General features: G+C 52.5%; 34 protein-coding genes. 29 read left to right on the plus strand and 5 right to left on the minus strand.

Going from position 1 to position 26,913, the window contains the following annotated elements; translation table 11 throughout:
- The first annotated feature begins 32 nt into the window (after positions 1–32).
- The 11 genes from ACTVDO_RS00875 to ACTVDO_RS00925 all read left to right on the plus strand — a co-directional run bounded on the left by ACTVDO_RS00875 (position 33) and on the right by ACTVDO_RS00925 (position 9,132).
- Entirely contained in the window at positions 33–299 is a 267-nt protein-coding gene (locus tag ACTVDO_RS00875; protein WP_020960685.1) for an IreB family regulatory phosphoprotein, read from the plus strand.
- 3 nt (positions 300–302) lie between these two features.
- Positions 303–719, plus strand: a complete 417-nt coding sequence (gene ruvX / locus ACTVDO_RS00880; protein ID WP_020960684.1) for a Holliday junction resolvase RuvX — start codon at positions 303–305, stop codon at positions 717–719.
- A gap of 17 nt (positions 720–736) precedes the next feature.
- Positions 737–1,033: a DUF1292 domain-containing protein gene (locus ACTVDO_RS00885; protein ID WP_020960683.1), complete on the plus strand. Its 297-nt coding sequence runs from the start codon at positions 737–739 to the stop codon at positions 1,031–1,033.
- A gap of 162 nt (positions 1,034–1,195) precedes the next feature.
- Positions 1,196–2,287: an endolytic transglycosylase MltG gene (mltG, locus tag ACTVDO_RS00890; RefSeq protein WP_020960681.1), complete on the plus strand. Its 1,092-nt coding sequence runs from the start codon at positions 1,196–1,198 to the stop codon at positions 2,285–2,287.
- Between the two features lie 204 nt (positions 2,288–2,491).
- Positions 2,492–3,145 carry an O-methyltransferase gene (locus ACTVDO_RS00895; protein WP_020960680.1) on the plus strand — a complete coding sequence of 218 codons (654 nt, stop codon included), beginning with the start codon at positions 2,492–2,494 and terminating at the stop codon, positions 3,143–3,145.
- Complete coding sequence (locus ACTVDO_RS00900; protein WP_020960679.1) at positions 3,142–4,071, plus strand: peptidase U32 family protein; 930 nt, start codon at positions 3,142–3,144, stop codon at positions 4,069–4,071. Before ACTVDO_RS00895 ends, ACTVDO_RS00900 begins: the two co-directional genes overlap by 4 nt.
- Positions 4,072–4,087: 16 nt before the next feature.
- On the plus strand, positions 4,088–5,356 hold the full coding sequence (locus ACTVDO_RS00905; protein ID WP_020960678.1) for a peptidase U32 family protein: 1,269 nt from the start codon (positions 4,088–4,090) through the stop codon (positions 5,354–5,356).
- 1 nt (position 5,357) lies between these two features.
- Positions 5,358–5,993, plus strand: a complete 636-nt coding sequence (gene udk, locus ACTVDO_RS00910; protein WP_020960677.1) for a uridine kinase — start codon at positions 5,358–5,360, stop codon at positions 5,991–5,993.
- A gap of 107 nt (positions 5,994–6,100) precedes the next feature.
- On the plus strand, positions 6,101–6,577 hold the full coding sequence (gene greA, locus ACTVDO_RS00915) for a transcription elongation factor GreA (protein WP_020960676.1): 477 nt from the start codon (positions 6,101–6,103) through the stop codon (positions 6,575–6,577).
- A 98-nt stretch (positions 6,578–6,675) separates the two neighbouring features.
- On the plus strand, positions 6,676–8,448 hold the full coding sequence (locus tag ACTVDO_RS00920) for a peptidoglycan D,D-transpeptidase FtsI family protein (protein WP_020960675.1): 1,773 nt from the start codon (positions 6,676–6,678) through the stop codon (positions 8,446–8,448).
- 63 nt (positions 8,449–8,511) lie between these two features.
- The gene (locus tag ACTVDO_RS00925) at positions 8,512–9,132 is read left to right on the plus strand and encodes a YrrS family protein (protein ID WP_020960674.1); all 621 of its coding nucleotides are present in this window, start codon (positions 8,512–8,514) and stop codon (positions 9,130–9,132) included.
- 98 nt (positions 9,133–9,230) lie between these two features.
- Here ACTVDO_RS00925 and ACTVDO_RS00930 read toward each other — a convergent pair whose 3' ends face one another.
- Complete coding sequence (locus ACTVDO_RS00930; RefSeq protein WP_020960673.1) at positions 9,231–9,440, minus strand: YrzA family protein; 210 nt, start codon at positions 9,438–9,440, stop codon at positions 9,231–9,233.
- A gap of 206 nt (positions 9,441–9,646) precedes the next feature.
- Here ACTVDO_RS00930 and ACTVDO_RS00935 point away from each other — a divergent pair, with 206 nt between their 5' ends.
- From ACTVDO_RS00935 to ytvI, 9 genes are all read left to right on the plus strand, one after another.
- Positions 9,647–10,294 carry a class I SAM-dependent methyltransferase gene (locus ACTVDO_RS00935; protein ID WP_020960672.1) on the plus strand — a complete coding sequence of 216 codons (648 nt, stop codon included), beginning with the start codon at positions 9,647–9,649 and terminating at the stop codon, positions 10,292–10,294.
- 14 nt (positions 10,295–10,308) lie between these two features.
- Positions 10,309–11,013, plus strand: coding sequence for a 5'-methylthioadenosine/S-adenosylhomocysteine nucleosidase (gene mtnN, locus ACTVDO_RS00940; RefSeq protein WP_020960671.1), 705 nt, complete (start codon positions 10,309–10,311; stop codon positions 11,011–11,013).
- 67 nt (positions 11,014–11,080) lie between these two features.
- On the plus strand, positions 11,081–12,010 hold the full coding sequence (locus ACTVDO_RS00945) for a PLP-dependent cysteine synthase family protein (RefSeq protein ID WP_442900882.1): 930 nt from the start codon (positions 11,081–11,083) through the stop codon (positions 12,008–12,010).
- A complete protein-coding gene (locus ACTVDO_RS00950; RefSeq protein WP_442900883.1) occupies positions 12,007–13,140 on the plus strand; it encodes a bifunctional cystathionine gamma-lyase/homocysteine desulfhydrase in 1,134 nt (377 codons plus the stop codon). The genes ACTVDO_RS00945 and ACTVDO_RS00950 overlap by 4 nt, the downstream gene beginning before the upstream one ends.
- Before the next feature lie 60 nt (positions 13,141–13,200).
- A complete protein-coding gene (locus ACTVDO_RS00955) occupies positions 13,201–13,446 on the plus strand; it encodes a YrhC family protein (RefSeq protein WP_020960668.1) in 246 nt (81 codons plus the stop codon).
- Positions 13,447–13,813: 367 nt separating this feature from the next.
- A complete protein-coding gene (locus ACTVDO_RS00960; RefSeq protein ID WP_020960666.1) occupies positions 13,814–13,957 on the plus strand; it encodes a YrzI family small protein in 144 nt (47 codons plus the stop codon).
- A 528-nt stretch (positions 13,958–14,485) separates the two neighbouring features.
- The gene (sigK, locus tag ACTVDO_RS00965) at positions 14,486–15,199 is read left to right on the plus strand and encodes an RNA polymerase sporulation sigma factor SigK (protein ID WP_442900884.1); all 714 of its coding nucleotides are present in this window, start codon (positions 14,486–14,488) and stop codon (positions 15,197–15,199) included.
- 219 nt (positions 15,200–15,418) lie between these two features.
- Positions 15,419–16,684 (plus strand): glutamate/aspartate:proton symporter GltP, encoded by a 1,266-nt coding sequence (gene gltP / locus ACTVDO_RS00970; RefSeq protein WP_020960663.1) that lies wholly within the window; start codon positions 15,419–15,421, stop codon positions 16,682–16,684.
- A 131-nt stretch (positions 16,685–16,815) separates the two neighbouring features.
- A complete protein-coding gene (ytvI, locus tag ACTVDO_RS00975) occupies positions 16,816–17,841 on the plus strand; it encodes a sporulation integral membrane protein YtvI (protein WP_442900885.1) in 1,026 nt (341 codons plus the stop codon).
- 147 nt (positions 17,842–17,988) lie between these two features.
- On the opposite strand, the gene motB is transcribed toward ytvI, so the two are convergent.
- The 3 genes from motB to pssA all read right to left on the minus strand — a co-directional run bounded on the left by motB (position 17,989) and on the right by pssA (position 20,264).
- Complete coding sequence (gene motB / locus ACTVDO_RS00980) at positions 17,989–18,768, minus strand: flagellar motor protein MotB (protein ID WP_442900886.1); 780 nt, start codon at positions 18,766–18,768, stop codon at positions 17,989–17,991.
- Positions 18,761–19,552, minus strand: a complete 792-nt coding sequence (gene motA, locus ACTVDO_RS00985) for a flagellar motor stator protein MotA (protein WP_020960660.1) — start codon at positions 19,550–19,552, stop codon at positions 18,761–18,763. Before motA ends, motB begins: the two co-directional genes overlap by 8 nt.
- Before the next feature lie 172 nt (positions 19,553–19,724).
- Positions 19,725–20,264, minus strand: coding sequence for a CDP-diacylglycerol--serine O-phosphatidyltransferase (gene pssA / locus ACTVDO_RS00990; protein WP_020960659.1), 540 nt, complete (start codon positions 20,262–20,264; stop codon positions 19,725–19,727).
- Positions 20,265–20,387: 123 nt separating this feature from the next.
- Between pssA and ACTVDO_RS00995 the strand changes: the two genes are divergently transcribed.
- Entirely contained in the window at positions 20,388–21,167 is a 780-nt protein-coding gene (locus ACTVDO_RS00995) for a phosphatidylserine decarboxylase (protein ID WP_442900887.1), read from the plus strand.
- 47 nt (positions 21,168–21,214) lie between these two features.
- Here the strand turns inward: ACTVDO_RS00995 and ACTVDO_RS01000 are convergent, their stop codons facing one another.
- Positions 21,215–21,355: a sporulation histidine kinase inhibitor Sda gene (locus ACTVDO_RS01000; protein ID WP_020960657.1), complete on the minus strand. Its 141-nt coding sequence runs from the start codon at positions 21,353–21,355 to the stop codon at positions 21,215–21,217.
- A 343-nt stretch (positions 21,356–21,698) separates the two neighbouring features.
- Between ACTVDO_RS01000 and ACTVDO_RS01005 the strand changes: the two genes are divergently transcribed.
- From ACTVDO_RS01005 to ACTVDO_RS01040, 8 genes are read left to right on the plus strand one after another with little or no spacing between them, the layout of a single operon-like run.
- On the plus strand, positions 21,699–22,214 hold the full coding sequence (locus ACTVDO_RS01005) for a YqeG family HAD IIIA-type phosphatase (protein ID WP_020960656.1): 516 nt from the start codon (positions 21,699–21,701) through the stop codon (positions 22,212–22,214).
- A 2-nt stretch (positions 22,215–22,216) separates the two neighbouring features.
- Positions 22,217–23,326, plus strand: coding sequence for a ribosome biogenesis GTPase YqeH (gene yqeH / locus ACTVDO_RS01010; protein WP_442900888.1), 1,110 nt, complete (start codon positions 22,217–22,219; stop codon positions 23,324–23,326).
- Between the two features lie 21 nt (positions 23,327–23,347).
- Positions 23,348–24,181: a shikimate dehydrogenase gene (gene aroE / locus ACTVDO_RS01015; RefSeq protein ID WP_020960654.1), complete on the plus strand. Its 834-nt coding sequence runs from the start codon at positions 23,348–23,350 to the stop codon at positions 24,179–24,181.
- A gap of 3 nt (positions 24,182–24,184) precedes the next feature.
- Positions 24,185–24,478: a ribosome assembly RNA-binding protein YhbY gene (yhbY, locus tag ACTVDO_RS01020; RefSeq protein ID WP_020960653.1), complete on the plus strand. Its 294-nt coding sequence runs from the start codon at positions 24,185–24,187 to the stop codon at positions 24,476–24,478.
- 39 nt (positions 24,479–24,517) lie between these two features.
- Positions 24,518–25,168 (plus strand): nicotinate-nucleotide adenylyltransferase, encoded by a 651-nt coding sequence (locus ACTVDO_RS01025; RefSeq protein ID WP_020960652.1) that lies wholly within the window; start codon positions 24,518–24,520, stop codon positions 25,166–25,168.
- Positions 25,077–25,655: a bis(5'-nucleosyl)-tetraphosphatase (symmetrical) YqeK gene (gene yqeK, locus ACTVDO_RS01030; RefSeq protein WP_020960651.1), complete on the plus strand. Its 579-nt coding sequence runs from the start codon at positions 25,077–25,079 to the stop codon at positions 25,653–25,655. Before ACTVDO_RS01025 ends, yqeK begins: the two co-directional genes overlap by 92 nt.
- A complete protein-coding gene (rsfS, locus tag ACTVDO_RS01035; protein WP_020960650.1) occupies positions 25,652–26,008 on the plus strand; it encodes a ribosome silencing factor in 357 nt (118 codons plus the stop codon). Before yqeK ends, rsfS begins: the two co-directional genes overlap by 4 nt.
- On the plus strand, positions 26,005–26,748 hold the full coding sequence (locus tag ACTVDO_RS01040; protein WP_020960649.1) for a class I SAM-dependent DNA methyltransferase: 744 nt from the start codon (positions 26,005–26,007) through the stop codon (positions 26,746–26,748). Before rsfS ends, ACTVDO_RS01040 begins: the two co-directional genes overlap by 4 nt.
- The last annotated feature ends 165 nt before the right edge of the window (positions 26,749–26,913 follow it).

A 26,913-nucleotide genomic window follows, 5' to 3' on the forward strand; every position in this document is an offset into this window, starting at 1 on the left:
GGATGGCCCGAATAAAGAGCGAGGTGGAAACGGTGAGCTCGTTTGACCAAACGATGCAGTTTCATTTCCCGGAGGAGCCGGCTGAAACGAACGTTCGCGAAGTGTTGTTGACGGTGTATGGCGCCTTGCAGGAAAAAGGCTACAACCCCATCAACCAAATTGTGGGCTACTTATTGTCCGGCGATCCGGCTTACATCCCGCGACATAAAGATGCGCGCACGCTCATCCGCAAAATTGAGCGCGATGAATTAATCGAGGAATTGGTGAAATTCTATTTACAGGGGCAACGAAAGGATTAACTGATGCGGACGTTGGGACTAGATCTCGGAACGAAAACGCTTGGCGTCGCCGTCAGCGATGAACTAGGCTGGACGGCGCAAGGCTTGGAGACGATCGCCATCGATGAGGAGCGCGGCGACTATGGCCTCAAGCGGCTGCGCGCCATTATCGATGAGTACGGCGTCGATACGATCGTCGTCGGATGGCCGAAAAACATGAACGGCACGCTCGGGCCGCGCGCTGAGGCAAGCGAGCGGTTTGCCGCCAGGCTGCGCGAGGAGTTTTCCTTGCCGGTCGTGCTTTGGGATGAACGGTTGTCGACGATGGCCGCCGAGCGGATGTTGATCGCTGCCGATGTGAGCCGGAAAAAGCGGCGGAAAGTGATCGACAAAATGGCGGCGGCTGTCATTTTGCAATCGTACTTGGACAGTAAACGGTGAACGGGAGGAAAATGGCAATGGAACATGGAGACAATCATATTACCGTGGTCGATGAACACGGCAACGAACAGTTGTGTGAAATTTTGTTTACGTTTGAATCGGACGATTTTGGCAAATCGTATGTGTTTTATTATCCGGTCAGCGCTGAGGCCGAAGATGAAGACGGCGAGACAGAAGTGCACGTTTCGGCGTTCATCCCCGGCGACGAACATGAGGAAGGCGAACTGCTTCCGATTGAGACGGAAGAAGAGTGGGACATGATCGAAGAAGTGTGGAATACGTTTTGCGCTGAGCAAGAAGAAGACGAAGTGTAACAGATGAAGCGGCTGCCTGCGGGCAGCCGTTTTTTTGGCGAATTTTTTGAGCCGCAGGCGATGAGTTTCAAAGGATCCGTCCATGCGAAGCTTTTCTTGTCACGAAAGGGCGAAAAAACAAGAAATTTGTAGTATAATATGACCGGTGAAAGGAGGCTGAAGATGAAACAAAGCGATTTTCAGACGCCTAAGGCGCGGCTTGTACGAAAAATCGTCTTGCTCGTTTGCGCCGGCCTGCTGACCGCGCTCGTCATCGCCGGCGTCAGCAGTTTCCTATACATCCGCCTAGCGTTCGCGCCGGTTGACCCAGGCGACCGCACCCCGGTTCACGTGTCGATTCCGGTCGGTTCGTCGGCGGCAGACATCGCCGAACTGCTTGAACAAAAACGGCTCATTCAAAGTGCGGCTGTCTTCCGCTACTACGTCCGCTGGAAAAACGAGTCCGGCTTTCAAGCCGGGGAGTATGAGCTGACGCGGGCGATGCCGATGACACACATCATTGAGCTGTTAAAAACCGGGAAGTCGTTGAAAATCGGATTGAAGCTGACGATCCCCGAAGGATCGCAACTTGTACAAATCGCTGATCTCATCGCTGCGAAAACGGGATACGATCAAGAAGACATTATGAAGCTGCTCAACGACCGCAAGTACATTGAACAGCTGATGAAAACATACCCAGACTTATTAACGAACGACATTTTTCACCAAAATATCCGCTATCCGTTGGAAGGCTACTTGTTCCCGGCCACATATGTGTTTGCCGACAAAAAACCGCCGCTTTCGGAAATCATTGAGGCGATGGTGGCGAAAACGGCGGCGGTGATCGACCAATACGAGAGGATGATGAAAGAACGGCAGCTGTCGCCGCACCGGTTGTTGACCATGTCGTCGTTAATTGAAGAAGAGGCGACCGAAAAAGCCGACCGTGAGAAAATTGCCAGCGTGTTTTACAACCGGCTGCGCCTCGGCATGCCGCTGCAAACTGACCCGACCGTCTTATACGCGCTCGGCAAACATAAAGAGCGTGTCTTTTACAAAGATTTAAAAGTCGATTCGCCATACAATACGTATATTCACAGGGGGCTGCCGCCGGGGCCGATCGCCAATGCCGGCAAGATGTCAATTGAAGCGGCGCTCAACCCGGCCGTGACCGACTATTTGTACTTTTTGGCAACACCGGCTGGCGACGTCATTTTCACCAAAACGCTGGCGGAGCATAACCGGGAAAAAGCGAAGCATATTGGGAAACAATAGAGCAAAACGGAAGTTGTTGGCCAAACGGGCCAAACAGCTTCGCTTTTTCGCAGTTTTATGGTAGTATAAATAAAGTTGAACAGATCCATGATAAGAGTCCGTTTGCGGCTCTTATTTTTCATGATGATGAAGCGCAAACCTCTGGGCTGCAGTTCGGCTCTAGGCAGGCGCTTTTCACTTTGTTGATGCCGGGGAGGAATCGCCTTGCTTCCGAACGATGTCGTTCGTTATTTGCAGCAGCTGCGCCCGGCGCCAGATCCGGATATCGCGGAAATGGAGCGGTACGCGCGTGAACACCGCGTGCCGATTATGGATCCGGTGAGCATGGAAGTGCTGCTGTTCGTGTTGAAGACCGCCAGACCGCGCCGCATTTTGGAAATCGGCACCGCGATCGGCTATTCGGCGATCCGGATGGCAAAAGCGCTGCCGGAGGCGCGCATTGTGACGATTGAACGGGACCGGGAGCGGTACGAACGCGCCCGTTTTTATATCGGAAAGACGAATACCGGGCGGCAAATCGAAGCGGTTTTCGGCGATGCGCTCGCGGTTGGGGCCGATGTCGCCGCCGTTGCGCCGTTTGATGCGCTCTTTATCGATGCCGCCAAGGGGCAATACGAGCGCTTTTTTACACTCTATGAGCCGCTTCTGGCCGAAGGCGGCCTCATCATTAGCGACAACGTGTTGTTTAAAGGACTCGTCGCCGCTGAAGCGCCCGGTGGCAATAAGCGGCTTTGGAACATCGCCAAAAAAATCCGCCGCTACAACGAATGGCTTATGGCCCGGAACGATTACGACACGGTCATCATCCCGGTCGGCGACGGGCTGGCTATATCGAAAAAACGAGGTGAACGAGAATGAAAAAACCGGAATTGCTCGTCACGCCGACGAGCGTTTCCCATATTCATGAACTGGCTGAAGCGGGAGCGGACGCTGTGATGGTCGGCGAACAGCGCTATGGCTTGCGGCTCGCTGGAGAGTTCTCCCGCGCCGATGTCGCCGCGGCTGTCGAGGCGGCTCACCGGCACGGCATGAACGCTTATGTAGCGATGAACGCCATTTTTCATAACGAAAAAGTGGACGAGCTCGCCGATTACGTCGCCTTTGTCGCTAGCGTAGGCGCCGACGCCATCGTCTTTGGCGATCCGGCCGTGCTGTTGACGGTCCGGGAAACCGCTCCCCATATGAAGCTCCATTGGAGCACGGAAACGACCGCGACAAACTGGTATACGTGCAACTACTGGGGGCGAAAAGGGGCAAAACGCGCCGTCTTGGCCCGCGAGTTGAACATGGACGCCATTTTGGAAATTAAAGCCCATGCTGAAGTGGAGATTGAAGTGCAAGTGCATGGGGCGACGTGCATGTATCAGTCAAAGCGCTCGCTCATCGGCAACTATTTTGAGTACCGAGGAAACGTGATGGAGATCGAGCGGAAAAAGCATGAGAAAGGGCTGTTCCTGTACGACAAGGAACGTGACTATAAATACCCGATTTTTGAAGACGAGAACGGCACACACATTATGAGCCCGAACGATCTTTGCATCATTGACGAGCTCGGCGACATGATCGAAGCCGGCATTGACAGTTTTAAAATCGACGGCATTTTGCATGAACCGCGCTACATTACGGAAGTGACGAAACTGTACCGCCGCGCCATTGATATGTGCGCCGAAGACCGCGGGCAGTATGAGCGGGAAAAAGAGGAGCTGCTTGCAGCCGTTGAGGCGCTCCAGCCGCCGCACCGCCGCCTTGATACCGGATTTTTCTTTAAAGAAACGATTTATTGAAAAGGAGGGAAAACAAATGCTGCTAAAAAACGACCGCATTTCCGAAATCGTTGACGGCAAACGCGTTATTGTGAAAAAGCCGGAATTGCTCGCGCCGGCCGGCAACCTAGAAAAGCTGAAAATCGCCGTTCATTACGGCGCGGACGCCGTCTTTATCGGCGGGCAGGAATACAGTTTACGAGCCAACGCTGACAACTTTACGGTCGAGGAAATTCGCGAAGGGGTTGAATTTGCCAACCGGTACGGAGCAAAAGTGTACGTCACCGCCAACATTTATGCCCATAATGAAAATATTCCGGGCGTTGACGATTATTTGCGGGCGCTCGAGGATGCCGGCGTCCATGGCATTATCGTCGCCGATCCGCTCATTATCGAGACCGCGCGCCGGGTGGCGCCAAAGCTCGAAGTGCATTTAAGCACGCAGCAGTCGCTTTCGAACTGGAAAGCGGTCCAGTTTTGGAAAGAGGAAGGGCTCGAGCGGGTTGTGCTCGCCCGCGAAGTGAGCGCCGAGGAAATTCGGCAAATCAAGGAGAAGGTTGATATTGAAATCGAGGCGTTCATCCACGGGGCGATGTGTTCCGCCTACTCCGGCCGCTGTGTATTGAGCAACCATATGACAGCGCGCGACTCGAACCGCGGCGGGTGCTGCCAGTCATGCCGCTGGGACTATGACTTGTACCAGCTGGCTGACGGACGGGAAATCCCGCTGTTTGCTGAAGGCGACGCCCCATTTGCCATGAGCGCGAAAGATTTGAACTTGATCCGTGCCATTCCGGCCATGATTGAGCTCGGTGTCGACAGCTTGAAAATTGAAGGGCGGATGAAATCGATCCATTACGTGGCGACGGTCGTGAGCGTGTACCGGAAGGTCATTGATGCTTACTGTGCGGACCCCGACCATTTCACCATTCATGAAGAGTGGGTGCGGGAGCTCGACAAATGCGCCAACCGCGAAACCGCTTCATCGTTTTTTGAAGGCTTCCCGGACTATACGAACCATATGTATGGTACGCACAGCCGAAAAACGACGCATGAGTTTGCCGGCTTGGTGCTTGACTACGACCGGAAGACGGGCATCGCCACCGTCCAGCAGCGCAACCATTTTAAACCGGGCGATGAAGTCGAATTTTTTGGCCCGGAAATTGAAAACTTTACCCAAGTGATTGAAAAAATTTGGGATGAAAATGGCCATGAACTCGATGCAGCGCGCCATCCGCTGCAAATTGTCAAGTTCAAAGTCAAGCGTCCTCTCTTCCCATACAACATGATGAGAAAGGAGAATTAAGATGGCGAAAAAGCCCGTTGTCATCGGCGTTGCCGGCGGCTCCGGTTCGGGGAAGACGAGCGTCGCCCGCGCGATTTACGATCATTTCGGCGACCGTTCGATTCTTGTCTTAGAGCAAGACTTTTATTACAAAGACCAAAGCCATCTTCCGTTTGCGGAGCGGTTGAAGACAAATTACGACCACCCGTTGGCGTTTGACAACGACCTGTTGATCGAGCACGTCCATAAGCTCCTTCGCTACGAGCCGGTCGACAAGCCGGTGTATGACTATACGCTTCACACTCGTTCGAGTCAAGTCATCCGCGTTGAGCCGAAAGAGGTCATTATTTTGGAAGGCATCCTTGTCCTCGAGGACGAGCGGCTCCGCAATTTGATGGACATCAAGGTGTATGTCGACACCGACCCAGACATTCGCATCATCCGCCGCCTCATCCGTGATATTAAAGAGCGCGGCCGTACGTTTGACTCTGTTATCGACCAGTATTTATCCGTTGTCCGGCCGATGCACAACCAGTTTGTCGAACCGACAAAACGTTACGCGGATGTCATCATCCCGGAAGGAGGGCAAAACGTCGTCGCCATTGACTTAATGGTAGCAAAAATTCGCACAGTCCTTGAACAAAAATCGGTTTTATAATAACATAACAGAGACAAAACAATATATTATATAACAAGTAAGCGTACGAACAGTTGTTTTTCTGTTCGTACGTTTTACATAATGAAGAACATAGAGGAGTGAGACAAATGGCGAATGAAAAGCAATACCCGATGACGAAAGAGGGAAAAGAGAAACTGGAACAAGAACTTGAGTATTTAAAAACCGTGAAACGGAAGGAAGTTGTCGAACGCATTAAAATTGCACGGGGGTTCGGGGATTTATCGGAAAACTCGGAATACGATGCGGCAAAAGATGAGCAGGCGTTTGTCGAATCGCGCATTCAAACGCTCGAAAACATGATTCGCAACGCGGTCATCATTGAAGAAGACAAAGAAAATCCGGACGTCGTCTCGCTTGGCAAATCGGTGACGTTCATTGAGCTTCCGGACGGCGAGGAAGAGACGTATACGATCGTCGGCAGCGCGGAGGCCGATCCGTTTGAAGGGAAAATTTCCAACGATTCGCCAATCGCCAAATCGCTCATCGGCCGCCGTGTCGGCGATGAGGTGACCGTACAAACGCCGGGTGGGGAAATGCTGGTGAAAATTGTTGCAGTCAAATAAGCGCCCTGAAAATCGGCGACGCCAACAGAAAAATCGCCGCCTTTGGTACGTTTCAAATGAAAACACCTCGTCGAAACTGGTGATGAGGTGTTTTCTTTATGTGGAAAAAACGGACGATCGCCATGCTGGCGCTCATTCAAGTTGGTTTGCTGCTGCTCGTCGGACGGTTGGCACAGCTTCAGCTCATTGACACCGAGTCGTTTGCCAATCATAATTTAATTGCCGAGAGCGTTGCCCAACGCACGCAAGAATTGATGATCGATGATGGACGCGGGTCGTTCGTCGACCGAAACGGCAAGCCGCTTACCAAGCGGTATGTGCCGTCGCTTGTGTTATTCCCATTTTTAAGTACGATGAAATGGCCGATTGAACAAGTCGCCCGCATCGTAGGGGTTGCCGAAGAAGACATCCGCCGTCAGCTCGAGCGGGCGGAAGGTCCGTTCGTTTTAGAGCAAGGCGGCGAGCCGCTCGCTTTAAGCGCCAATCAGATGAAACAAATTAACGATTTGCGCATCCCGGGCGTCTTTGCCGTCAATAAACAATATTCGCTCGAGACGGTGTACGCCCCGCATGTGCTAGGTTTTACCCGCCCGGATCGGGAGCTCTTGCGCGCGCGCTACCCGAAACGGCCGCTCCCGCCGCAGGCGGAAGCCGGCATTCAAGGACTCGAGAAGGCGTTTGACGAATTTTTGCTCGCCGACGGCGAGACGAAGCTGCTTTACCATGTAGATGCCGAAGGACGGCCGCTGTTTGGGCTTGATGTCAAATATAGCGACCCGGGCAATCCGTTTTATCCGGTGACCGTCCAAACGACGCTCGACCGTGATATCCAGCAAGAAATGGAGCAAATCGTTGACCGGTACGGGTTGAAAAAAGGCGGGCTCGTCCTGCTCGATGTGGACGCCAACAGCGTGCTGGCCATGGTCAGCCGCCCGAATATGGACCCACGCGATCCATACAAAAACCGTGGGGCGGAAAATCAAATGGTGCTGCCGCAAATTCCCGGCTCCATCTTTAAGACGGTGATCGCTGCAGCGGCGCTTGACAAAGGGCTTGCCTCGTTCGGGACGACGTTTGATTGCAGCAAAAAAATTGATGGCGTGACCCGCGATGAGGAGCACGATTACGGCACGCTCGACTTCGTTGATAGTTTTGCCGTCAGCTGCAACAACGCTTTCGCCACCCTCGGCAAAGAGTTGATTAAACGCGATTCAGACGCATTTGAGACGTATGCCGAAAAACTCGGGTTGTATCCGACAGCCGGTTGGGAGGGGGCAGTTTACCATGAGGACGAGTTCCGCCAGTTTCCGGAAGAGCGAAAAGGAACGATTTGGCATGACCGACGCGACAAACGAGTGCCGCTCGCTGTGGCGCAAACGGCGATCGGGCAAAAAGATGTGCGCGTCTCGCCGCTTGGCGTCGCCAACATGATGGCGACGATCGCCCGCGGTGGCCCAGCCTTTAAAGTGCGGGCCGTCGATAAAGTGCTCTATAAAAACGGCACGACACTATTTTCCTTTTCGCGTGAACCGGCGACAGATAAGGAACCGCTTGCGCCGGAAACGGTGCAGCAGCTGCGACGGCTTTTGCGCAGCGTCGTCATGGAGAAAGAGGGAACCGGGCGCCGCTTCCGCTCGCTGCCGTATGCGGTCGCCGGCAAATCGGGAACGGCGGAGACAGGGAAAACGGACGGCGGCAGCGAACTGATTAATAAATGGTTTGCCGGCTATTTCCCGGCTGACCGCCCAAAATACGCCCTTGTCGTCGTTGAGCTTGACCGTCCGGGCGGGCTCGCCGTGACGAACGATGTGTTTGCCGCCGCCGTCGAGGCGCTTTACGCGTATGACCGCGACAAAAATGAGCGGGGATGACGAACCAATATAGAGAACCCGTTTTTTTTCAACAGGAAAATTGCCGAAAAGGGGGAGGAGACTGTGCCGCAAACAGGAACGCGCTTTGCCGCCCGCGCCAAGCGGCGGAAAGTCAACCGCTGGCTGAACGGGGCGATTGCCATTGTTGTGCTGCTCATTCTCGTTGTTGCTTGGAATTTGCTGTTTGGCGGCCAGCCAAGCCGTGAGGAGGCCGATTCCCGGGTCAAAACAACCGGATCAGCCAACAGCGCGAAACAGGTGGAAGTGGAAACGGCCGCACCGGCCGAAGCGGAGGAGACTCCGCAAGAGGATGATGCGGCTTCCGCCGGCGAGAAAGAAGAAGCCGAGGTGACGGAAACGCCGGGCCCGCCGGGGTCGAACATTGAAAAAGAAATCGTTAACCCGGCATGGCAGCCGGTTGGCACGACGCAATCAGAGCCGCACGAAACGGTGTTTAAAAAAGATTCGGTGGATTGGAAGGAAATGCTTGATGCCGTCAGTTATGCGACCGGCATTGCCCCGGAAGAGATGATCGTTTGGTTCATCGGCAACAACGGACCGAATAAAGCGGTCGCCACGATTTCCACGAATGATCAAACCGCCCATTACAAAGTGTATATTGAATGGGTGACGAATGAAGGTTGGAAGCCGACAAAAGTGCAAAAGCTGAAGCAAAAGCCGTAACAGGTTTGGAAGGTATATGGCCCCGCCCGGCGGGAGAACGGAAGAGGGACATTTAGGTGTGACGCAAGGCAGGTGCCCGAAAGCGGTATGGGCACCTGTTATTTTTTTGCTTTGAAATGGACGACCGCACTGTAAAACCGTTTCCCGTTTTCCATGACATGCATTTGGTGCGACACATGGTGGACGGAAAGCAGCAGCGCTTTATTATGTTCGATTTGCTCGTTAATGTTTTTTTCGAGCGTCCGTAAATCATCCGCTTCAAAAAATTCCACTTTGTCTTCGATTAAATCAAGGGAAATGTTGACCATCGTTTCGCCTCCTTTCAACGCCAGTGTAGCAAATTTTCCCGCTGTCATCCACCGGTGTGCAGTCAGCGGCATGATGGGGAACAATACAAGCAGCGGCAGGCATGATCGTTGAACAGCGGGAAAAGTTATGCTACATTGGGAACAGATGATTATTCAAAGCATACTATGTTTATAGGAATTATAAACTTTACGAGGTGTATGACTATATGGGCAGGGAATTTCTCGATTTGTTCGAGCAATGGGCGGAATCGTACGATCAATCGGTCGAGGGCTATGATGAACAATACCGGGACGTGTTTGCCGGTTATGACCGTATTTTAAGCACGGTCGCTGACAAATCCGGCCGGGTGGTGCTTGAGTTTGGCGTCGGCACCGGCAATTTGACGAAAAAGCTGCTCGAGCGCGGCAAAACAGTGTATGGAATTGAGCCATCAGCGCCGATGCGGAAAAAGGCGGTGAAAAAGCTCGGCGGGCAGGCGGTCATCATGGACGGTGATTTTTTGCAATTTCCACTGCCGCCCGAACCGATCGACACGGTGGCCAGCACGTATGCGTTCCACCATTTGACCGACGCGGAAAAAGACAAGGCGATCGCCAAATATAGCCAACTGCTTAACCCGGGTGGTAAAATAGTGTTTGCCGATACGGCGTTTCGCGACAAAGAAGCGTTCCGCCAAGCTGTCGAAGCCGCCCGGGCGCGCGGTTTCCACGATTTGGCCGACGATCTCGAGCGCGAATATTATACGACGCTTGACGTATTGGCGTCATTGTTTGCCAACCATGGCTTTTCCGTCTTCTTTGTGCAGCAAAACGCGTTCGTCTGGGTGATGGAGGCGGTAAAACAAACGACATAGAAAGAGGGAGAACGATGAAAGCAGCCATTATTGGAGCAATGGAAGAAGAAGTAGCCATTTTGCGCGCACGTATGGAAGGGCGTGAAGAGGTGGTGATCGCCGGATGCGAATTTTCTACTGGACGCCTTGGCAGCATCGAAGCGGTGCTGCTCAAGTCCGGCATCGGCAAAGTGAACGCGGCGATGGGCACAACGCTGTTGCTTGACCGATTCCGACCCGATTTCGTCATCAACACCGGCTCGGCCGGCGGGTTTTTGCCGTCGCTGCGCGTCGGCGATCTCGTCATTTCCGATGAGGTCGTCCATCATGATGTCGATGTGACGGCGTTCGGCTATGCGTACGGGCAGGTGCCCGGTCTGCCGGCGCGCTACCGTGCTGACGAGGCCCTCGTTCAGGCGGCGAAACAGGCGGCAACGCAGCTCGACGGCCTTCAGGCGGCCACCGGCTTGATTGCGACCGGCGATTCATTTATGAATGATCCGAAACGCGTCGAATTTGTGCGCGGCCAATTTCCGGAGCTGTGCGCCGTCGAAATGGAGGCGGCGGCCATCGCTCAAGTGTGCGTGCAGTTTGGGACGCCGTTTGTGGTGATTCGGGCGCTGTCCGATATTGCCGGCGAGGAGTCGAATATCTCATTTGAACAGTTTTTAGAGACGGCGGCAAAACATTCGGCTGAGCTTGTGTTGTCGATGTTGGCCGTGGTGCACAAACAAGGCTAAACAGCGAGAAACGTAAAGACGCCGCCGTTCCGCCGCCAAATGGATGTGAAGAATGGAGTGACCGACGATGCGGGTAGCCAAAAACATTCATGAGCTGATCGGCCATACGCCGGTTGTTGAGATTACACGTTTTTCCTTGCCGGATGGTATCCGCCTGTTCGCAAAGCTGGAGTACTTCAATCCAGGCGGAAGCATCAAAGACCGGCTTGGGCAGGAGCTGCTGCGCGAAGCATTCGAATCGGGAAAATTGAAAGAAGGCGGCACGATCATCGAACCGACGGCCGGCAACACTGGCATCGGTTTGGCATTAGCGGCGATCGGCAAAAATGTGAACGTCATCTTTTGTGTGCCGGAAAAATTCAGCATTGAAAAGCAACAGCTGATGAAAGCGCTCGGAGCGCAAATCGTCCATACGCCGACCGAGGAAGGAATGGAAGGGGCGATTCGCAAAGCTGAAGAGCTCGCCCGCACGATTCCGGGCGCGTACTGCCCGCAGCAGTTTCAAAACCCGGCCAACCCAAGGACGTATTACAAAACGCTCGGGCCGGAGCTGTGGGATGATTTAGGTGGGCAGATCGACGTTTTCGTCGCCGGCGCCGGTTCCGGCGGCACGTTTATGGGGACGGCGATGTTTCTAAAGGAAAAAAATCCAGCCATCAAAACGGTGATCGTCGAACCGGAAGGCTCGATTTTAGGCGGCGGCGAGCCGGGGCCGCACCGGACTGAAGGGATCGGCATGGAGTTTTTGCCGCCGTTTATGGATTCGGATTATTTTGATGCCATTTATACGATTGCCGACGATGATGCTTTCCGCCGTGTCAGGGAACTGGCGAGGCAAGAGGGGATGCTTGTCGGCAGCTCGTCCGGCGCTGCGTTTCATGCCGCTTTGCTCGAGGCGGAAAAAGCGAAGCCCGGGACGAACATTGTCGTTATTTTCCCCGACGGGAGCGAGCGGTATTTAAGCAAAAACATTTACGAAGGTGGAGGATCCTCATGAGACGGAAGACGATGCTCATCCATGGCGGCATCCCAGGCGACCCGCACACCGGGGCGGTGTCCGTTCCGATTTATCAAGTGAGCACGTACAAACAAGAGGAAGTCGGCAAACATAAAGGGTTTGAATACTCGCGCACCGGCAATCCGACGCGCGCGGCGCTCGAAAAGCTCATTGCCGACCTTGAAGGCGGTGAAGCCGGATTTGCATTCGCTTCCGGGATGGCCGCCATTACGGCTGTCATGATGCTGTTTCAAAGCGGCGACCATATCGTGCTGACCGATGACGTCTACGGCGGCACGTACCGCGTGATGGCGAACGTGCTGAACCGGTTCGGGCTCGAGGCAACGTTCGTCGACACAAGCGATATCGCTAACATTGAAGCGCATATTCGCCCGAACACGAAGGCGATTTACGTTGAAACGCCGACGAATCCGCTTTTGAAAATCACCGATTTGCAGGCGGCGGCCGCCGTTGCCCGGGCGCGCGGTCTTTTGACCATTGTTGATAACACGTTTTCGACGCCGTATTTTCAAACGCCGCTTGAACTTGGTGCGGATATCGTCATCCATAGTGCGACGAAATATTTAGGCGGCCATAGCGATGTCGTCGCCGGACTGGCTGTCGTCCGCACCGCGGAACTCGCTGAACGGCTCCATTTCGTGCAAAACTCGACCGGCGGCGTGCTCGGCCCGCAAGACTCGTGGTTGCTCATGCGCGGGATGAAAACGCTCGGCGTACGAATGGAAGAACATGAACAAAATGCGCGCGCCATTGCCGCCTTTTTGTCAGAACATCCGGCGGTCACCCGCGTCTATTACCCCGGGCTTCCGGAGCACCCGAACCACGAGTTGGCCAAACGACAAATGCGCGGATTTGGCGGTATGATTTCGTTTGACGTCGGCAGCCTTGAACGGGCGGAAACGGTGCTTTCCCGCGTCCGCTATTTTACGCTTGCTGAAAGCTTAGGAGCGGTTGAAAGCTTAATTTCGCTGCCGGGGAAAATGACGCACGCCTCGATTCCGAAAGAGCGGCGCGAACAGCTCGGCATTACGGATGGGCTCATCCGTCTATCGGTCGGCCTCGAAGACGTCAACGATCTGCTTGACGATTTGGCGCAGGCGCTTGGCTGAAATTGCCGCTCCCTTCTCCCCTTCTTGTTATGGTACAGTGGGAAGGAGGAGGGATCGGCGATGAACAAGGAGCAACGAAACGACTGGCGCGCGAAGGCAGGCGACTTTAAGACATACAGCCTCGTCTTGTTTGCGCTTGGTGCGTTTTTCTATTTAGGTACGATCATCCCGGGGGCGCTTGAGGCGGCAAAAAAACCAGTTGCTTTGCTGGCAGTTGGCGGCTGTTTTGCCGCTGCCTTGTATTGTTCGCAGCGTTCCGCCGCTTACGCCCGCCGGCTTGAAGAAGAGGAGAACTCGTTAAAATAGTAGCAGCCTGCCTTTTGATTCAAAAGGCGGGCTTTTTGTTTCACCACGTTAGCGTTCAAAGGGAGGAAAAATTTTCTCTAAAAAAGGTTTACAACAAGGATATTTTTGGATATAATTACCTTCGTAACGTCATTTCCAAGGGGAGGTCGAAGACAATGACAATGATGGTATGGACAGAATCAATGAATACATTCCATTACTTGGCTATTCGACCTTCCGCCGACCGGAAATAAACGTGCACGATGATGAAAAGCAGCGATCGGGCCGCAGAAGGGGGGGTAGTCTCGCTTTCTGCGGCCTTTTTGTGTACTTAGCCGCAGAAACCCTTCCTTCTGCGGCTTTTTGCATAGAAAGGAGGTGAGCGGGCATGACGATCCATTTGTTTTTTATTACGATCACCATTGAGCGGAGAAAGCCGCGGCAAAGGAACAGCGAAGAAGAGCCGTTCGCACGGGCGGCCGAGGAAGAGCTGCTTGACCGCAAATGTTCTTTCCATCAACGATTGTTTTAATCAATGAGGATGAAAGGGGAGAAGATCCATGTCAATTGCGCGAGTATGGCTTATGATGTGGCTGGAACGGACGGATGGTTCGACTTGACTGAGGCTGAAGGGGATCCATGCTTTGCGCGTCCCTGTTGGCGGTCGAATTTCAAGAATTGTTCAAAATGTGGCAGAAGCGCTTCCGTACTTCTTTGGTAAAATAAAAATAAACTAGGAGGCCAAGGAGGGAACGGGGATGTTTGCTATCGTCATGGCAGTCGTCATTACCGCGTCGATCGCGCTCGTTGTCGCTGCGGAAGTGAGCGCCGAAGCGGGAGTGTAACGGAAGCGCAGCGGCCCCGTCTGGGAGGGGAACAGCAGGCGGGCTGCACAAGGGATGTTTGTTTTTGCTGATTAACGCGGGCGGTATGGTTGCCTGCAGCCGGCTCCTTTTGGAGGGGCCGGCTAAATTTTTTTGTCCAGACACGGACAACATCCTCCCCGCATATACATAACGATAGGCGGTTTCCGCCGACGAAAGCAGGCGGGGGTGAGAGCGTGTCCGACATTTTTTCAGCGTTTGCCTTTTTATTGAAAGAGCTGACGTTTCTCGTCTCATACATTAAAAACAATGCATTTCCCCAGCCGTTAAGCCCTAAAGAAGAGGAAAAATATTTGGAATTGATGGCCAAAGGCGATGAACAAGCCCGCAATCGGCTCATCGAACATAACTTGCGCCTTGTCGCCCATATTGTAAAAAAATTTGAAAATACAGGAGAGGAAGTAGAAGATTTAATTTCCATCGGCACGATTGGGTTGATTAAAGCGATTGAAAGCTATTCACCCGGCAAAGGGACAAAACTGGCGACATATGCGGCCCGCTGCATTGAAAACGAGATTCTCATGCATTTACGTTCGCTGAAAAAAACGCGCAAAGATGTTTCCCTCCATGAACCGATCGGTCAAGATAAGGAAGGAAATGAAATTAGTCTGCTCGATATTTTAAAATCGGAGGGGCAGGATATCGTCGATGAAATTCAGCTCAACATGGAACTTGAGCAAGTGAAACGATACATCAGTGTGCTTGACGAGCGGGAAAAAGAAGTGATCGTCAACCGGTTTGGCCTCGGCCGGCAGCGCGAGAAAACGCAACGTGAAATCGCCAAAGAGCTCGGCATCTCAAGAAGCTACGTCTCGCGCATCGAAAAGCGGGCATTAATGAAAATGTTCCACGAGTTTTACCGGCAGGAAAAAGAAAAGCGCCGGCCATAAAGGAGGCTAGAAGGTCAAGATTAGGGAAACCGGCCTAGTAAGGTTTCCCTAATTTTTATGCAACAAAAATGAAAATTAAAACTATTTTAAAAAAGAAAAATCCACCTTTAGTGTTGCTTAACGAAGCGGATTTAGAGAAAGACATTGACAAGTTTTATTTTTAAAAGTAAAATAATTTTGTCGGTTTTTGTCTAAATTTGTCTAAAGGAGGCGAAAAAGGTGAAGAAAATTGGACTAGCTTGGCAAATTTTTATCGGCCTTATCCTCGGGATTGTCGTCGGGGCTCTTTTTTATGGGAATCCTAAAGTAGCGGCATATTTGCAACCGATCGGGGACATTTTTCTCCGTTTAATTAAGATGATCGTCATTCCGATTGTTGTCTCGAGCTTAATTGTTGGCGTCGCCAACGTCGGCGATGTGAAAAAGCTCGGGAAACTGGGCGGCAAAACGATTATTTATTTTGAGATTATCACAACGATTGCGATTGTCGTCGGCCTCTTGGCAGCGAACGTATTCCAGCCGGGTGCGGGCGTCAATATGAAGTCGCTGGAGAAAACCGATATTCAATCATACATTGATACGACGAACGAAGTGCAGCACCACTCGATGGTGGAAACATTCGTTAACATCGTGCCGAAAAACGTGTTTGAAGCGTTGTCGACCGGCAATATGCTGCCGATCATTTTCTTTTCGGTCATGTTTGGATTAGGGGTAGCGGCGATCGGTGAAAAAGGAAAACCGGTGCTTCGCTTTTTCCAAGGCACTGCCGAGGCGATGTTTTACGTCACCAACCAAGTGATGAAGTTCGCGCCGTTTGGCGTCTTCGCCCTCATCGGTGTGACGGTATCGAAGTTTGGCGTCGCTTCGCTCCTCCCGCTCAGCAAGCTCGTCGTGCTCGTTTACGCGGTCATGGCTTTTTTTGTGCTAGTTGTGCTCGGCGGCGTGGCCAGATTGGTGGGCATAAATATTTTTCATATTATTAAAATCTTAAAAGATGAATTAGTGTTGGCATATAGCACATCGAGCTCTGAAACGGTGCTGCCAAAAATCATCGAAAAAATGGAGAGATTCGGGTGCCCGAAAGCCATTACGTCGTTTGTCGTTCCGACGGGCTATTCGTTTAACTTGGACGGCTCGACGCTGTATCAGGCATTGGCCGCCGTCTTTATCGCCCAGTTGTACGGCATCGACATGCCGCTTTCACAGCAAATTTCGCTCGTGCTCGTCCTGATGGTCACCTCGAAAGGAATTGCGGGTGTTCCGGGCGTTTCGTTCGTCGTCTTATTGGCGACGCTTGGCACGGTCGGCATTCCGGTCGAAGGGCTGGCGTTTATCGCCGGGATTGACCGCATTTTAGATATGGCGCGCACGGCTGTGAACGTAATCGGCAACGCGCTTGCGGCCGTCGTCATGTCGAAATGGGAAGGACAATATAACGAAGAGCAGGGAAAACAATATATGGCGGAGTTGCGGCAAAGCGCCTGACCGAAAACAGCGGCTGAACGACCGGCCGCTGTTTCGCTTTATGCGCAAAAACAGTTGCCGTCCTGTAGCCCGTCCGCTATATTTATAGTGGAACATCATTTCGCCAAATCTTGATTAAATGAGGGACGAACGTGAAACGTTGGATTATCATCGCGCTGTTGCTCGCCATCGCGTTATGGCTTCTGCCGTACAGCGTGCCGCTTCTGCTGGCGCTCGCCACCGCGCTTCTGTTAGAACCGTCTATTCGCCGCTTGCAAGAGAATTACCGGCTGAAGCGCGCGCACGCCGTGACGGCCATTTTTTCGTTATTTTTAGTTATCGTCGGATTTTCACTTTACTTTTTAATCGTTATTTTGGTTCAGCAAGTGATGGCGCTTTCGCAAAAGCTTCCTTACGTGTTAAGCGAAACGACGAAAGTGCTCGATCATTTCATCCAAACGTGGCAGTCGTATTCTAGCTCGATTCCGCAGGAAATTATTGATTCGGTGGAACGCAGCGTCAATACGGTTCAGCAAATGCTGTTATCGTTTGCGACGAATTTGACGCAGTCGCTTGTCCATTATATTGCTGCCATTCCGGCATTTTTTATCCATTTTTTAGTTTATTTGATTGCTTTGTTTCTCATTTCGCTCGACTTGCCGCGGTTGAAGCAAGCCATAAGCCGCTATTTGTCCGAGCGCACCCGCCAGCGGCTCGGAATGGTCATCGCCCAGTTGAGCAAGGCGGGGGTCGGGTTTATAAAAGCACAGTTTTTGTTCAGCTTAATTACGTTTTTCCTTGCTCTTGCCGGTCTTCTATTATTGGGCATCGACTATGCCGCTTTGATGGCGCTCGTGATTGTCGTCGTCGACATTTTGCCCATTTTAGGAACCGGCTCGGTGCTCGTTCCGTGGGGCATTATTAGCATCGCCAACGGCGACAATACACTCGGCATCGGACTGATCGTGTTGTTTGTCGTCATCACCGTCGTGCGCCGGATCATTGAGCCGAAAGTGTTTTCGACGAATTTAGGCATTTCTCCGCTTGCAGCGCTCGTCAGCGTCTATCTTGGCTTTCAGCTGCTTGGCTTTATCGGGCTGTTTGTCGGTCCGGCTATTGTGATTTTAGTTGAGACACTCGTAAAAGCAGGGGTCATTAAATGGACAGTTAAACTATGAACAAGCCGGTGGAAAGCCGGCTTGCTTCCGACTAGAAGTGATCGAGGGAAAGGAAACTTAAAAAAGGACATGGGGGCGTAGCGGAGGACAACGGACAAGCTGCGGCCGGCGGAAAGTAAAAAGACCGCCTTGACGGCTGGCGGTCTTTTATTGGGCGGGCGATTGTGAACGGCTGATCTCGGTGCGCGGCAAAATTAAAATTTCGACGCGCCGGTTTTTCATCCGGCCGGCGGCGGTCGCGTTCGAAGCGATCGGCTTGTATTCGCCGTAGCCTTTCGCGCTGAAATAGCGTGGGTCAAGCTGTTTGTTTTCAAGCAACACTTTCATAAAGTTGACGGCACGCATGACGCTAAGTTCCCAGTTAGAGGCAAACTGTTCGTTATGGATCGGCACGTTGTCCGTATGGCCGCTGATGATCACGTTGCGCGGCGGATTCATGACAAGCAAAGCGGCAATTTCTTCTGCCGAGTGCCGGTCTTTCATGCGCACTTCCGCGCTGCCGGAATCGAATAAAATGTCGTCCAAAATCGTGATGGCCAGCCCTTCGTCAGTCAAAGAAGTTTGCAGCTTTCCGTCAAGCTTGTTTTGGCGGATATAAGCGTCGATTTTTTCTTTCACTTGCCCGAGCTCTTTTCTTTCTTGTTCGCTTACAACCGGAGAGGGCTCCCTTTCCGATTGCCGCCCTTCTTCATCTTGGGCCGGCGGGGTGATTGGCTCCACCGGGCTTTGAAAATCGAGGACGCCCGTGCCGCCGGCAAAGGCGGTGCTAAAGGCGTGCGCGATTTGTTGAAACTTTTTTTGATCAATTTGGCTGCTTGAAAATAAGACGATGAACAGAGCAAGCAGCAGTGTCAGCAAATCGGCGTACGGAATAAGCCAAGATTCGCTCATGTGCTCATCATGCGAGTGTTTCTTTTTCTTAGCCATTGACCGTTTCCCCTTGTGCCAGCACTTGATGACGCTCGCTTTCCGGCAAGTAGGAAGCGAGTTTTTGCTCGATCATCCGCGGGGCTTGTCCTTCCAAAATGGACAGCACTCCTTCAATCATGATGTAGCGCACTTTCGCTTCTTCTTTTGATTTTCGCCGCAATTTGTTGGCGAATGGATGCCAAAGCACGTAGCCGGTGAAAATCCCGAGCAGTGTCGCGACAAACGCGGCGCTGATCGCTTCGCCGAGCTCAGCGATATTTTCCATGTTCCCAAGCGCGGCAATTAAGCCGATGACAGCGCCAAGCACCCCGAGCGTCGGCGCGTACGTGCCGGCCTGTGCAAAAATGGCGGCGTTCGCCTCGTGCCGTTCTTCCATGGCCGCAATTTCTTCCGTCATCACATCACGGATGAACTCTTGCGTCTGTCCGTCGATCGCCATGCCCAGCCCGTTGCGCAAAAACGGATCCTCGATGTCATCGAGCTTCGCCTCGAGCGCCAACAGCCCTTCGCGGCGGGCGATGTTTGCCCAGTCGACAAACAGCGGGATGAGCTGCTCAACCGTCGGGGTGGCCGGCTCGGTAAAAATGATTTTTAACAGCTTTGGCACTTTTTTGATTTCTTTCGTTGGAAAAGCAATCGTAACCGCCGCGGCTGTCCCGACAAGAATAATTAAGAGGGCGGCCGGATTGATTAAAACAGCGGGCGACACGCCTTTAAAATACATGCCAAGTCCAACGGCAACAATACCAAGAATCATACCGATAATCGATGTTTTGTCCAACTGGATCCCCCCGCTCTTTCCGTGCAAACGATCTATGCCGCTTTTGTTTTATGAAGAAACCATATTTATCATATACTGAATAGAGAAGGTTGAAAAGGGAAAAAGGTGTGACTTCGGACGCAAAAAAGCCGCCCGATCCATATGCCATTGGAAAGAGGCGGCCTGGCGTTGGTCATACTTTTTTCAGTTTAAACGTCCCGACCATTAAAAACGATAAAATCAGCGCCAAAAACATAAACGACTGCGGCGGAAAGTACGGAATGGCCAAATAACCTAACGTCATCAGCACCCCGGCGGCCGTGATCGGCAGCCCGGAGAAATAGCCGTTGTTCTCCGTGATGTTAAAGCGGGCGAGACGGAAGGCGCCGCAGGCGACATACAAAATAGTGAACACCGCTCCCGGCGCACCGAATTCGCGGAACAAAGCTTCGTACATCAACAAGGCGGGCGCGACGCCGAAAGAAACAATGTCGCTCATCGAGTCAAGCTGCTTGCCGAGTTCGGATTCGATGTTCAGTTTGCGGGCGACTGCGCCGTCAAAGCGGTCGACAAACGCTGCTAAAAAAATGAGAAGCACGCTCATGTGAAGCTGGCCGTTCAGCGTAGTCAAGACAGAAAAACCGCCGAGCGATAAGTTTGTCATCGTCAAAATGTTGGCCATGTTTGCCTTTAACTTTTTTAACGTATAATCTAAATAATCGGATAAGAACAACTCTCCCCACTCCTTTTCCAACAGAAAACGCCAAAAGAAAATTCTACTACCATTATACTCATTTTGGCGGTAATATGGAAGGTAGTAACAACCGGCGACGCTACATAACTGGAGGGAACATGCTTGCGAAAATGGCTGTATCGTTTGTTGATTGAGTTGACCAATCACTCGCTTTCCTCGAAGCTGCTCGCTTCGTTTGCCAGATCGCGCCTCAGCGCGCCATTGATACCATCGTATGCGAAAATTTATCATATTAACCAAGAAGAAATGGAAAAAAGCTTAAAAAATTATAAAACATTGCAGCAGCTGTTCGTCCGCCGACTCAAAGCCGGAATCAGACCGGTTGATGCTGACGAGCATGCGGTTGTCAGCCCGGTTGATGCGGTCATTGAGGAGATGGGAACGATCCAAAAAACCAGTGAAATGATTGTCAAAGGGAAACCGTATTCGATTGCGGAAATGCTTGGAAGCGTTGAGGCCGCGCAACCATACGTGAACGGGTTCTTTTTTATTCTGTATTTGAGCCCGAGCCATTATCACCGCATTCACAGCCCAATATCTGGCGTGATCGAAAAACAGTGGACGCTCGGCCGTAAATCGTATCCTGTTAATCGTCTCGGTTTAAAATACGGTCGGCGGCCGCTGGAAAAAAATTATCGCCTCATCACAGAGGTCACAGCCGGCGGCAAGCGGATGGCAATCGTAAAAATTGGCGCTATGTTCGTCAACAGCATCGAGCTGACCCATAAGGGGGAACGGTTGGTAAAAGGGGAGGAAATGGCGTACTTTTCGTTCGGCTCGACGGTTGTGCTGCTGTTTGAACGGGGAAGCTTTGCGCCCGACCCGCGCATTGCCGCGCCGATGCCGGTGAAAGTCGGCGAGCGGATCGGCTATTGGCGCTAGGTCCGGGCTTTTTTTAAAACAAACAAAAAAAGCCCGAAGGCCTTCGTTCATGAGGACAGCTTAATTTTATGAGTCAATGACCGGCGCTGGATTTCCTTTTCGATCAGTTCAATAAATTCCGGGCTTAAGTTGAGCTCTTTCGCCTTAAAATACGATTCGATCAACAGCTCATCAGATAAATATTTCATCGGAGAACGCCCTCCTTTTCCGATGGAATATAACGAGTATTCCATACATATAATGGTAGGTTACTTTCACTGTACCATGATTTACAAAATAGAACAACCGTTCTGTTATCCACAGAAAATAGTGGATAACATGTGGAAAACATGTTTATAAAATAGTGGAAGTATCGTCATCCGTTTGTGTATCATGTGGGTAACAGTTATCCACAAACCGGAGAACCGCAAAAATTGTCGAAAACTTTTTGTTCCACTGTTCTCGATCAAGGAGGCTGCCAAACTTTGTTTTGAAACGAACGGCCAAATCCGCTATGATGGGAAAAGCAGATGATAAAGGCAGGTGACTTATATGCTTCACTATTTTTTACCAAGCCAGTTTACGAAGCGCGTCATTGACATTGCGCCGGACGAGTTGAAGAAAAAAGGAGTAAAAGGGATTATCACCGATCTCGACAATACGCTTGTTGAGTGGGATCGGCCAGGTGCGACACCTGAGTTGGCCGCCTGGTTTGAGGCGATCAAGCGGGCGGGCATTAAGGTTGTGATCGTATCGAATAATAATAAACGACGCGTGCAGTCGTTTGCCGAACCGCTTGGCATCCCGTTCATTTTCGAAGCGCGCAAACCGCTGACCCGCGCGTTTTTGCAGGCGTTGGAGATGATGGGGCTGAAAAAGGAAGAAGTCGTTGTCATCGGCGATCAGTTGTTGACCGATGTGCTCGGTGGCAACCGTGTCGGATTAAATACGATCTTAGTCGTTCCGATCGCCCAGACGGACGGGGTATGGACACGCTTTAACCGGAAAATAGAGCGGAAAATTTTAAGTGCCATGCGGAAAAAAGGGATGATTTATTGGGAGGAATGATTGTGGAGCCACAACTGCGTTGCATCGGCTGCGGGGCGGCCATCCAGTTTGAAGACCCGAAAAAGGCAGGGTATGCGCCGAAAAGCGTGCTTGAAAAAGAAACGGAAGAGGTGATTTGCCAGCGTTGCTTTCGCCTGAAACATTACAATGAAGTGCAAGATGTGCCGCTTGATGACCGCGATTTTTTGCATATGCTGCATCGCATTGGGGAGTCGAAGGCGCTTGTCGTCAACATCGTCGATATTTTTGACTTTAACGGAAGCTTTATTCCCGGGTTGCCGCGGTTTGCGGCTGACAATCCGATTTTGCTTGTCGGCAATAAGGCCGATTTATTGCCAAGATCGGTCAAATATCCGAAGCTGTTGCAGTGGATGCGCCGCATGGCCGAAGAGCTCGGGCTGCGTCCGGTGGATGTCTGCCTAGTAAGCGCGGCGAAAGGGATCGGCATGGCAAAGGTGATGGAGACGATTGACCGCTACCGCGACGGCGGCGATGTGTATGTCGTCGGTTGCACAAATGTCGGCAAATCGACGTTTATTAACCGGATCGTGGAGGAGGCGACCGGCAAAGGAAACGTCATTACCACATCGTATTTCCCGGGAACGACGCTCGATATGATTGAAATCCCGCTCGAGGGCGGGGCGTCGCTCTATGATACGCCGGGAATCATCAACCATCGTCAAATGGCACATTTTGTCGATGCACGCGATTTGAAAGTGATTACGCCGAAACGGGAAATCCATCCGCGCGTCTACCAGCTTAATGAAGGACAAACGCTCTTTTTCGGCGGCTTGGCCCGCCTCGATTACATCAAAGGTGGACGCCGCTCGTTCGTCTGTTATATGGCGAATGAACTGGCCATTCACCGGACAAAGTTGGAGAAAGCAGATACGCTTTACACCAATCAACTCGGCGGCTTGCTCGCCCCGCCAAACAAACGCTATGCAGAGGAATTTCCGCCGCTTGTGCCGCGATCGTTGTCCGTCAAGGAGCGAAAAACGGATGTCGTCTTTTCCGGGCTTGGGTGGGTGACGTGCAATGACCCGGGCGCCCAGCTCGTCGTCCATGCTCCGAAAGGGGTCGATGTATTGATTCGCCAATCGTTGATTTAATGCGTACGGGAGGGGAGAAGGATGGAAAGCGTATACGGGCTAATCGGTTTTCCGGTCGGACACTCGCTGTCGCCGCTCATGCATAACGATGCGTTTGCCCGCCTGGGCATTCCGGCGCGCTATCACTTATTTTCCGTCAAACGGGAGCAAGTCGGCGAGGCCATTGCCGGCGTGCGCGCGCTTGGCATTGCCGGGGTCAATGTAACGATCCCGCATAAGATGGCAGTCATTCCGTTTTTGGATGACATCGATGATCATGCGCGCCGCATCGGGGCAGTGAATACGATCGTCAATGAAAACGGCCGGCTTGTCGGCTACAATACAGACGGGCCCGGCTATGTCCGGGCGCTCGAAGAGGAGATGGAAGTGGCGCTTGACGGCAAGCGGATTTTGCTCATCGGCGCCGGCGGCGGTGCGCGCGGCATTTATTTTTCCCTTCTTTCCACCGCCGCTGAACGAATTGACATCGCCAACCGAACGATCGAAAAAGCGGAACAGCTCGTCCGCAGCGGGGAAGGCGAAGGCCGGTCGGCGTTTTTCTCGCTGGCTGAGGCCGAACGGCGGGTGGCGGAATATGATATTATGATCAATACAACCTCGGTCGGCATGCATCCGAAGGAGGACGAACAGCCGCTTTCCCTTGAAGGGCTGCGGCCGGGGACGATCGTATCGGATATCATTTACAACCCGCTCGAAACGAAGTGGCTGAAGGAAGCGAAAGCGCGCGGCGCCCGCGTGCAAAACGGTGTCGGCATGCTTGTGTACCAAGGGGCGCTTGCGTTTGAAAAATGGACCGGTCAATGGCCGGATGTCAAACGGATGAAACAGCTTGTCACCGCACAATTGAGGAGGTAACATATGTTAACGGGAAAGCAAAAACGGTTTTTGCGGGCCCAAGCCCATCATGTCAAGCCGATTTTTCAAGTCGGCAAAGGCGGCGTCACCGAAGAGATGACGAAACAAATTGCCGCGGCGCTCGAGGCGCGAGAACTGTTAAAAGTGAGTGTTTTGCAAAACTGTGAAGAAGACCGCTACACCGTCGCCCAGCAGCTGGCGGCCGGGACGGAGGCCGAACTCGTGCAAGTGATCGGCAATACGATCGTCTTATACAAAGAGTCGAAAGAACATAAACAAATCGTTTTGCCTGACTGACGGCAACACGGCCAAGGCAAAACGGCGGGGGGAAGGAAGATGGGAAAAGTCGGGATTTTCGGCGGAACGTTCGATCCGCCTCATTACGGCCATTTGATTATGGCGAATGAAGTGCTCGATGCCCTTCAGTTGTCACAAATTTGGTTTCTGCCCAACCGCATTCCTCCCCATAAGCAGTACGAACAAGTGACGAAAAGCGAGGATCGGCTCCGCATGCTGGAGTTGGCCGTGGCCGGCCATCCGCGCTTTCATATTGAGACGATCGAGCTTGAGCGGGAAGGGCCTTCCTATACGTACGACACGATTCGCCAGCTTGTTGCGATGCACCCGGATGACGAGTTTTATTTCATTATCGGCGCGGATATGGTCGAATATTTGCCGAACTGGCATCGCATCGATGAACTTATTGAGCTCGTGACCTTTGTCGGGGTGAAACGCCCCGGTTATTCCATGGAGACGCCATACCCAGTCATCGAGGTGGAGGCGCCGCAATTTGCCGTCTCTTCCTCACTCATTCGCAAGCGGGTGCAAAACGGTCAGACGATCCGTTACCTCGTGCCGGAAGGCGTCAGACTTTATATTGAGGAGAAGGGGTTATATGGAGCGAGAACAGGCGTTGCTGATTGTGAAACGGCAGCTGACGGAGCAGCGTTACGAGCATACGCTTGGCGTTGTCGAAACGGCCGTTAAGCTTGCCAAGCGGTATGGCGCCGATGTCAAAAAAGCGGAGTTGGCCGCTATTTTCCATGACTATGCGAAATTCCGACCGGTCGACGAAATGAAACAGCTCATTTTGGCGCACAATATGCCCAACGACTTGTTGGCGTACAACAGTGAATTGTGGCATGCGCCCGTCGGCGCCTATTTAGTGCAAACGGAAGCCGGCATTGACGATCCGGATGTGCTCGATGCCATTCGCTATCATACGTCTGGAAGAGCCGGGATGACGTTGCTTGAGAAAACAATTTATTTGGCTGACTATATCGAACCGGGGCGGAAGTTTCCCGGCGTCGAGGAAGTAAGGCGCCTTGCCGAGGAAGATCTCAACCGCGCCCTGTTGCAAGCGGTGCAAAATACGATCACATTTTTGCTCGGGAAGCGCCAACTGATTTATCCGGACACGATTCATATGTACAATTCGCTTGTACGCGAGGTGAAGGGGGAAATGGAACGGTGACCGAACAAGAGGTATTGCAGCTTGTCGTCCGTGCGGCGGATGATAAAAAGGCGGAAAACATTGTCGTGCTCAACATGAAAGGTATTTCGCCCGTTGCCGATTATTTTGTCATTTGCCATGGCAACTCGGATAAACAAGTGCAGGCGATCGCCCACGAAATTCAAGACCAGGCTGAAGAGCACGGACTGCCGGTTAGGCGGATCGAAGGATTCCAGGAGGCGAAATGGGTGCTTGTAGACCTCGGCGATATCGTCGCCCACGTGTTTGCGAAAGATGAGCGCGACTATTACAATCTCGAGCGGCTTTGGGGAGACGCTCCGACAGAAGATGTTGCCGCTGTGCTGCAGCCATGACGTACGGCCGCTTTGCCGATTGGTATGACGCGCTGATGACGGAAGCGCCGTATGACGCGTGGCAATCATTTGCTGAGCGGACATTTGCCCAATACGCCAAACGGCCGGGACGGCGGGTCGTCGACATCGGCTGTGGGACGGGCGAGCTTGCCATCCGCCTCGCCAAGGCCGGATGGCAAGCAGCCGGCGTCGATCTCTCTGAGCATATGCTCGCCATTGCTCAGGCGAAAGCGGAGGCAGCCGGCGTCAACGTGCCGTTTTTCGAGCAAAACATGGCAGAGCTTGACGGGTTTTCCGACCTTGATGGCGCCTTCATTTTTTGCGATGCGCTCAACTATTTGACGGATGAAGAGGACGTGCAGCGGACGTTCGCCGCCGTCTCCCGCGCGCTTGGCCCCGGTGGGCTGCTGCTGTTTGACGTCCACTCGGTTTACAAAATGGACGTCTTGTTCCGCGATGCCGTCTTCGCCGACCAAGGGGATGACCTCAGCTACATTTGGACGTGCCATCCGCTTGACTGGCCGCACAGCGTCGGGCACGAACTGACGTTTTTCGTCCGCCGCGGCGCCTTTTATGAGCGCCACGACGAATGGCACGAACAACGTACATTCGAGCGCACAGCTTATGAACAATGGCTTGATGACGCCGGTTTCGACGTTCTCGAAGTGACGGCCGACTTCACCGATGAACCCCCGGCCGAGACGTCTGAACGGTGGTTTTTTGTGGCGCGGAAGCGGTGAGAGGCGCATGGCGGGAAATCATATTATAATATTTTGGTTGAAACATATAATACGGGGAGAAGTTCTGTGTCGTGTTGCATCCGGATGAATAGTTGGATGAGGATTGAAATGAATGTAGCGTCAATCAAGCTTAATAAGAGAGCTTGTACCCTATTCAATAGCTGG

It is taken from the genome of Geobacillus sp. BK01, assembly GCF_052220245.1.
In the GTDB taxonomy this organism is placed as follows: domain Bacteria; phylum Bacillota; class Bacilli; order Bacillales; family Anoxybacillaceae; genus Geobacillus.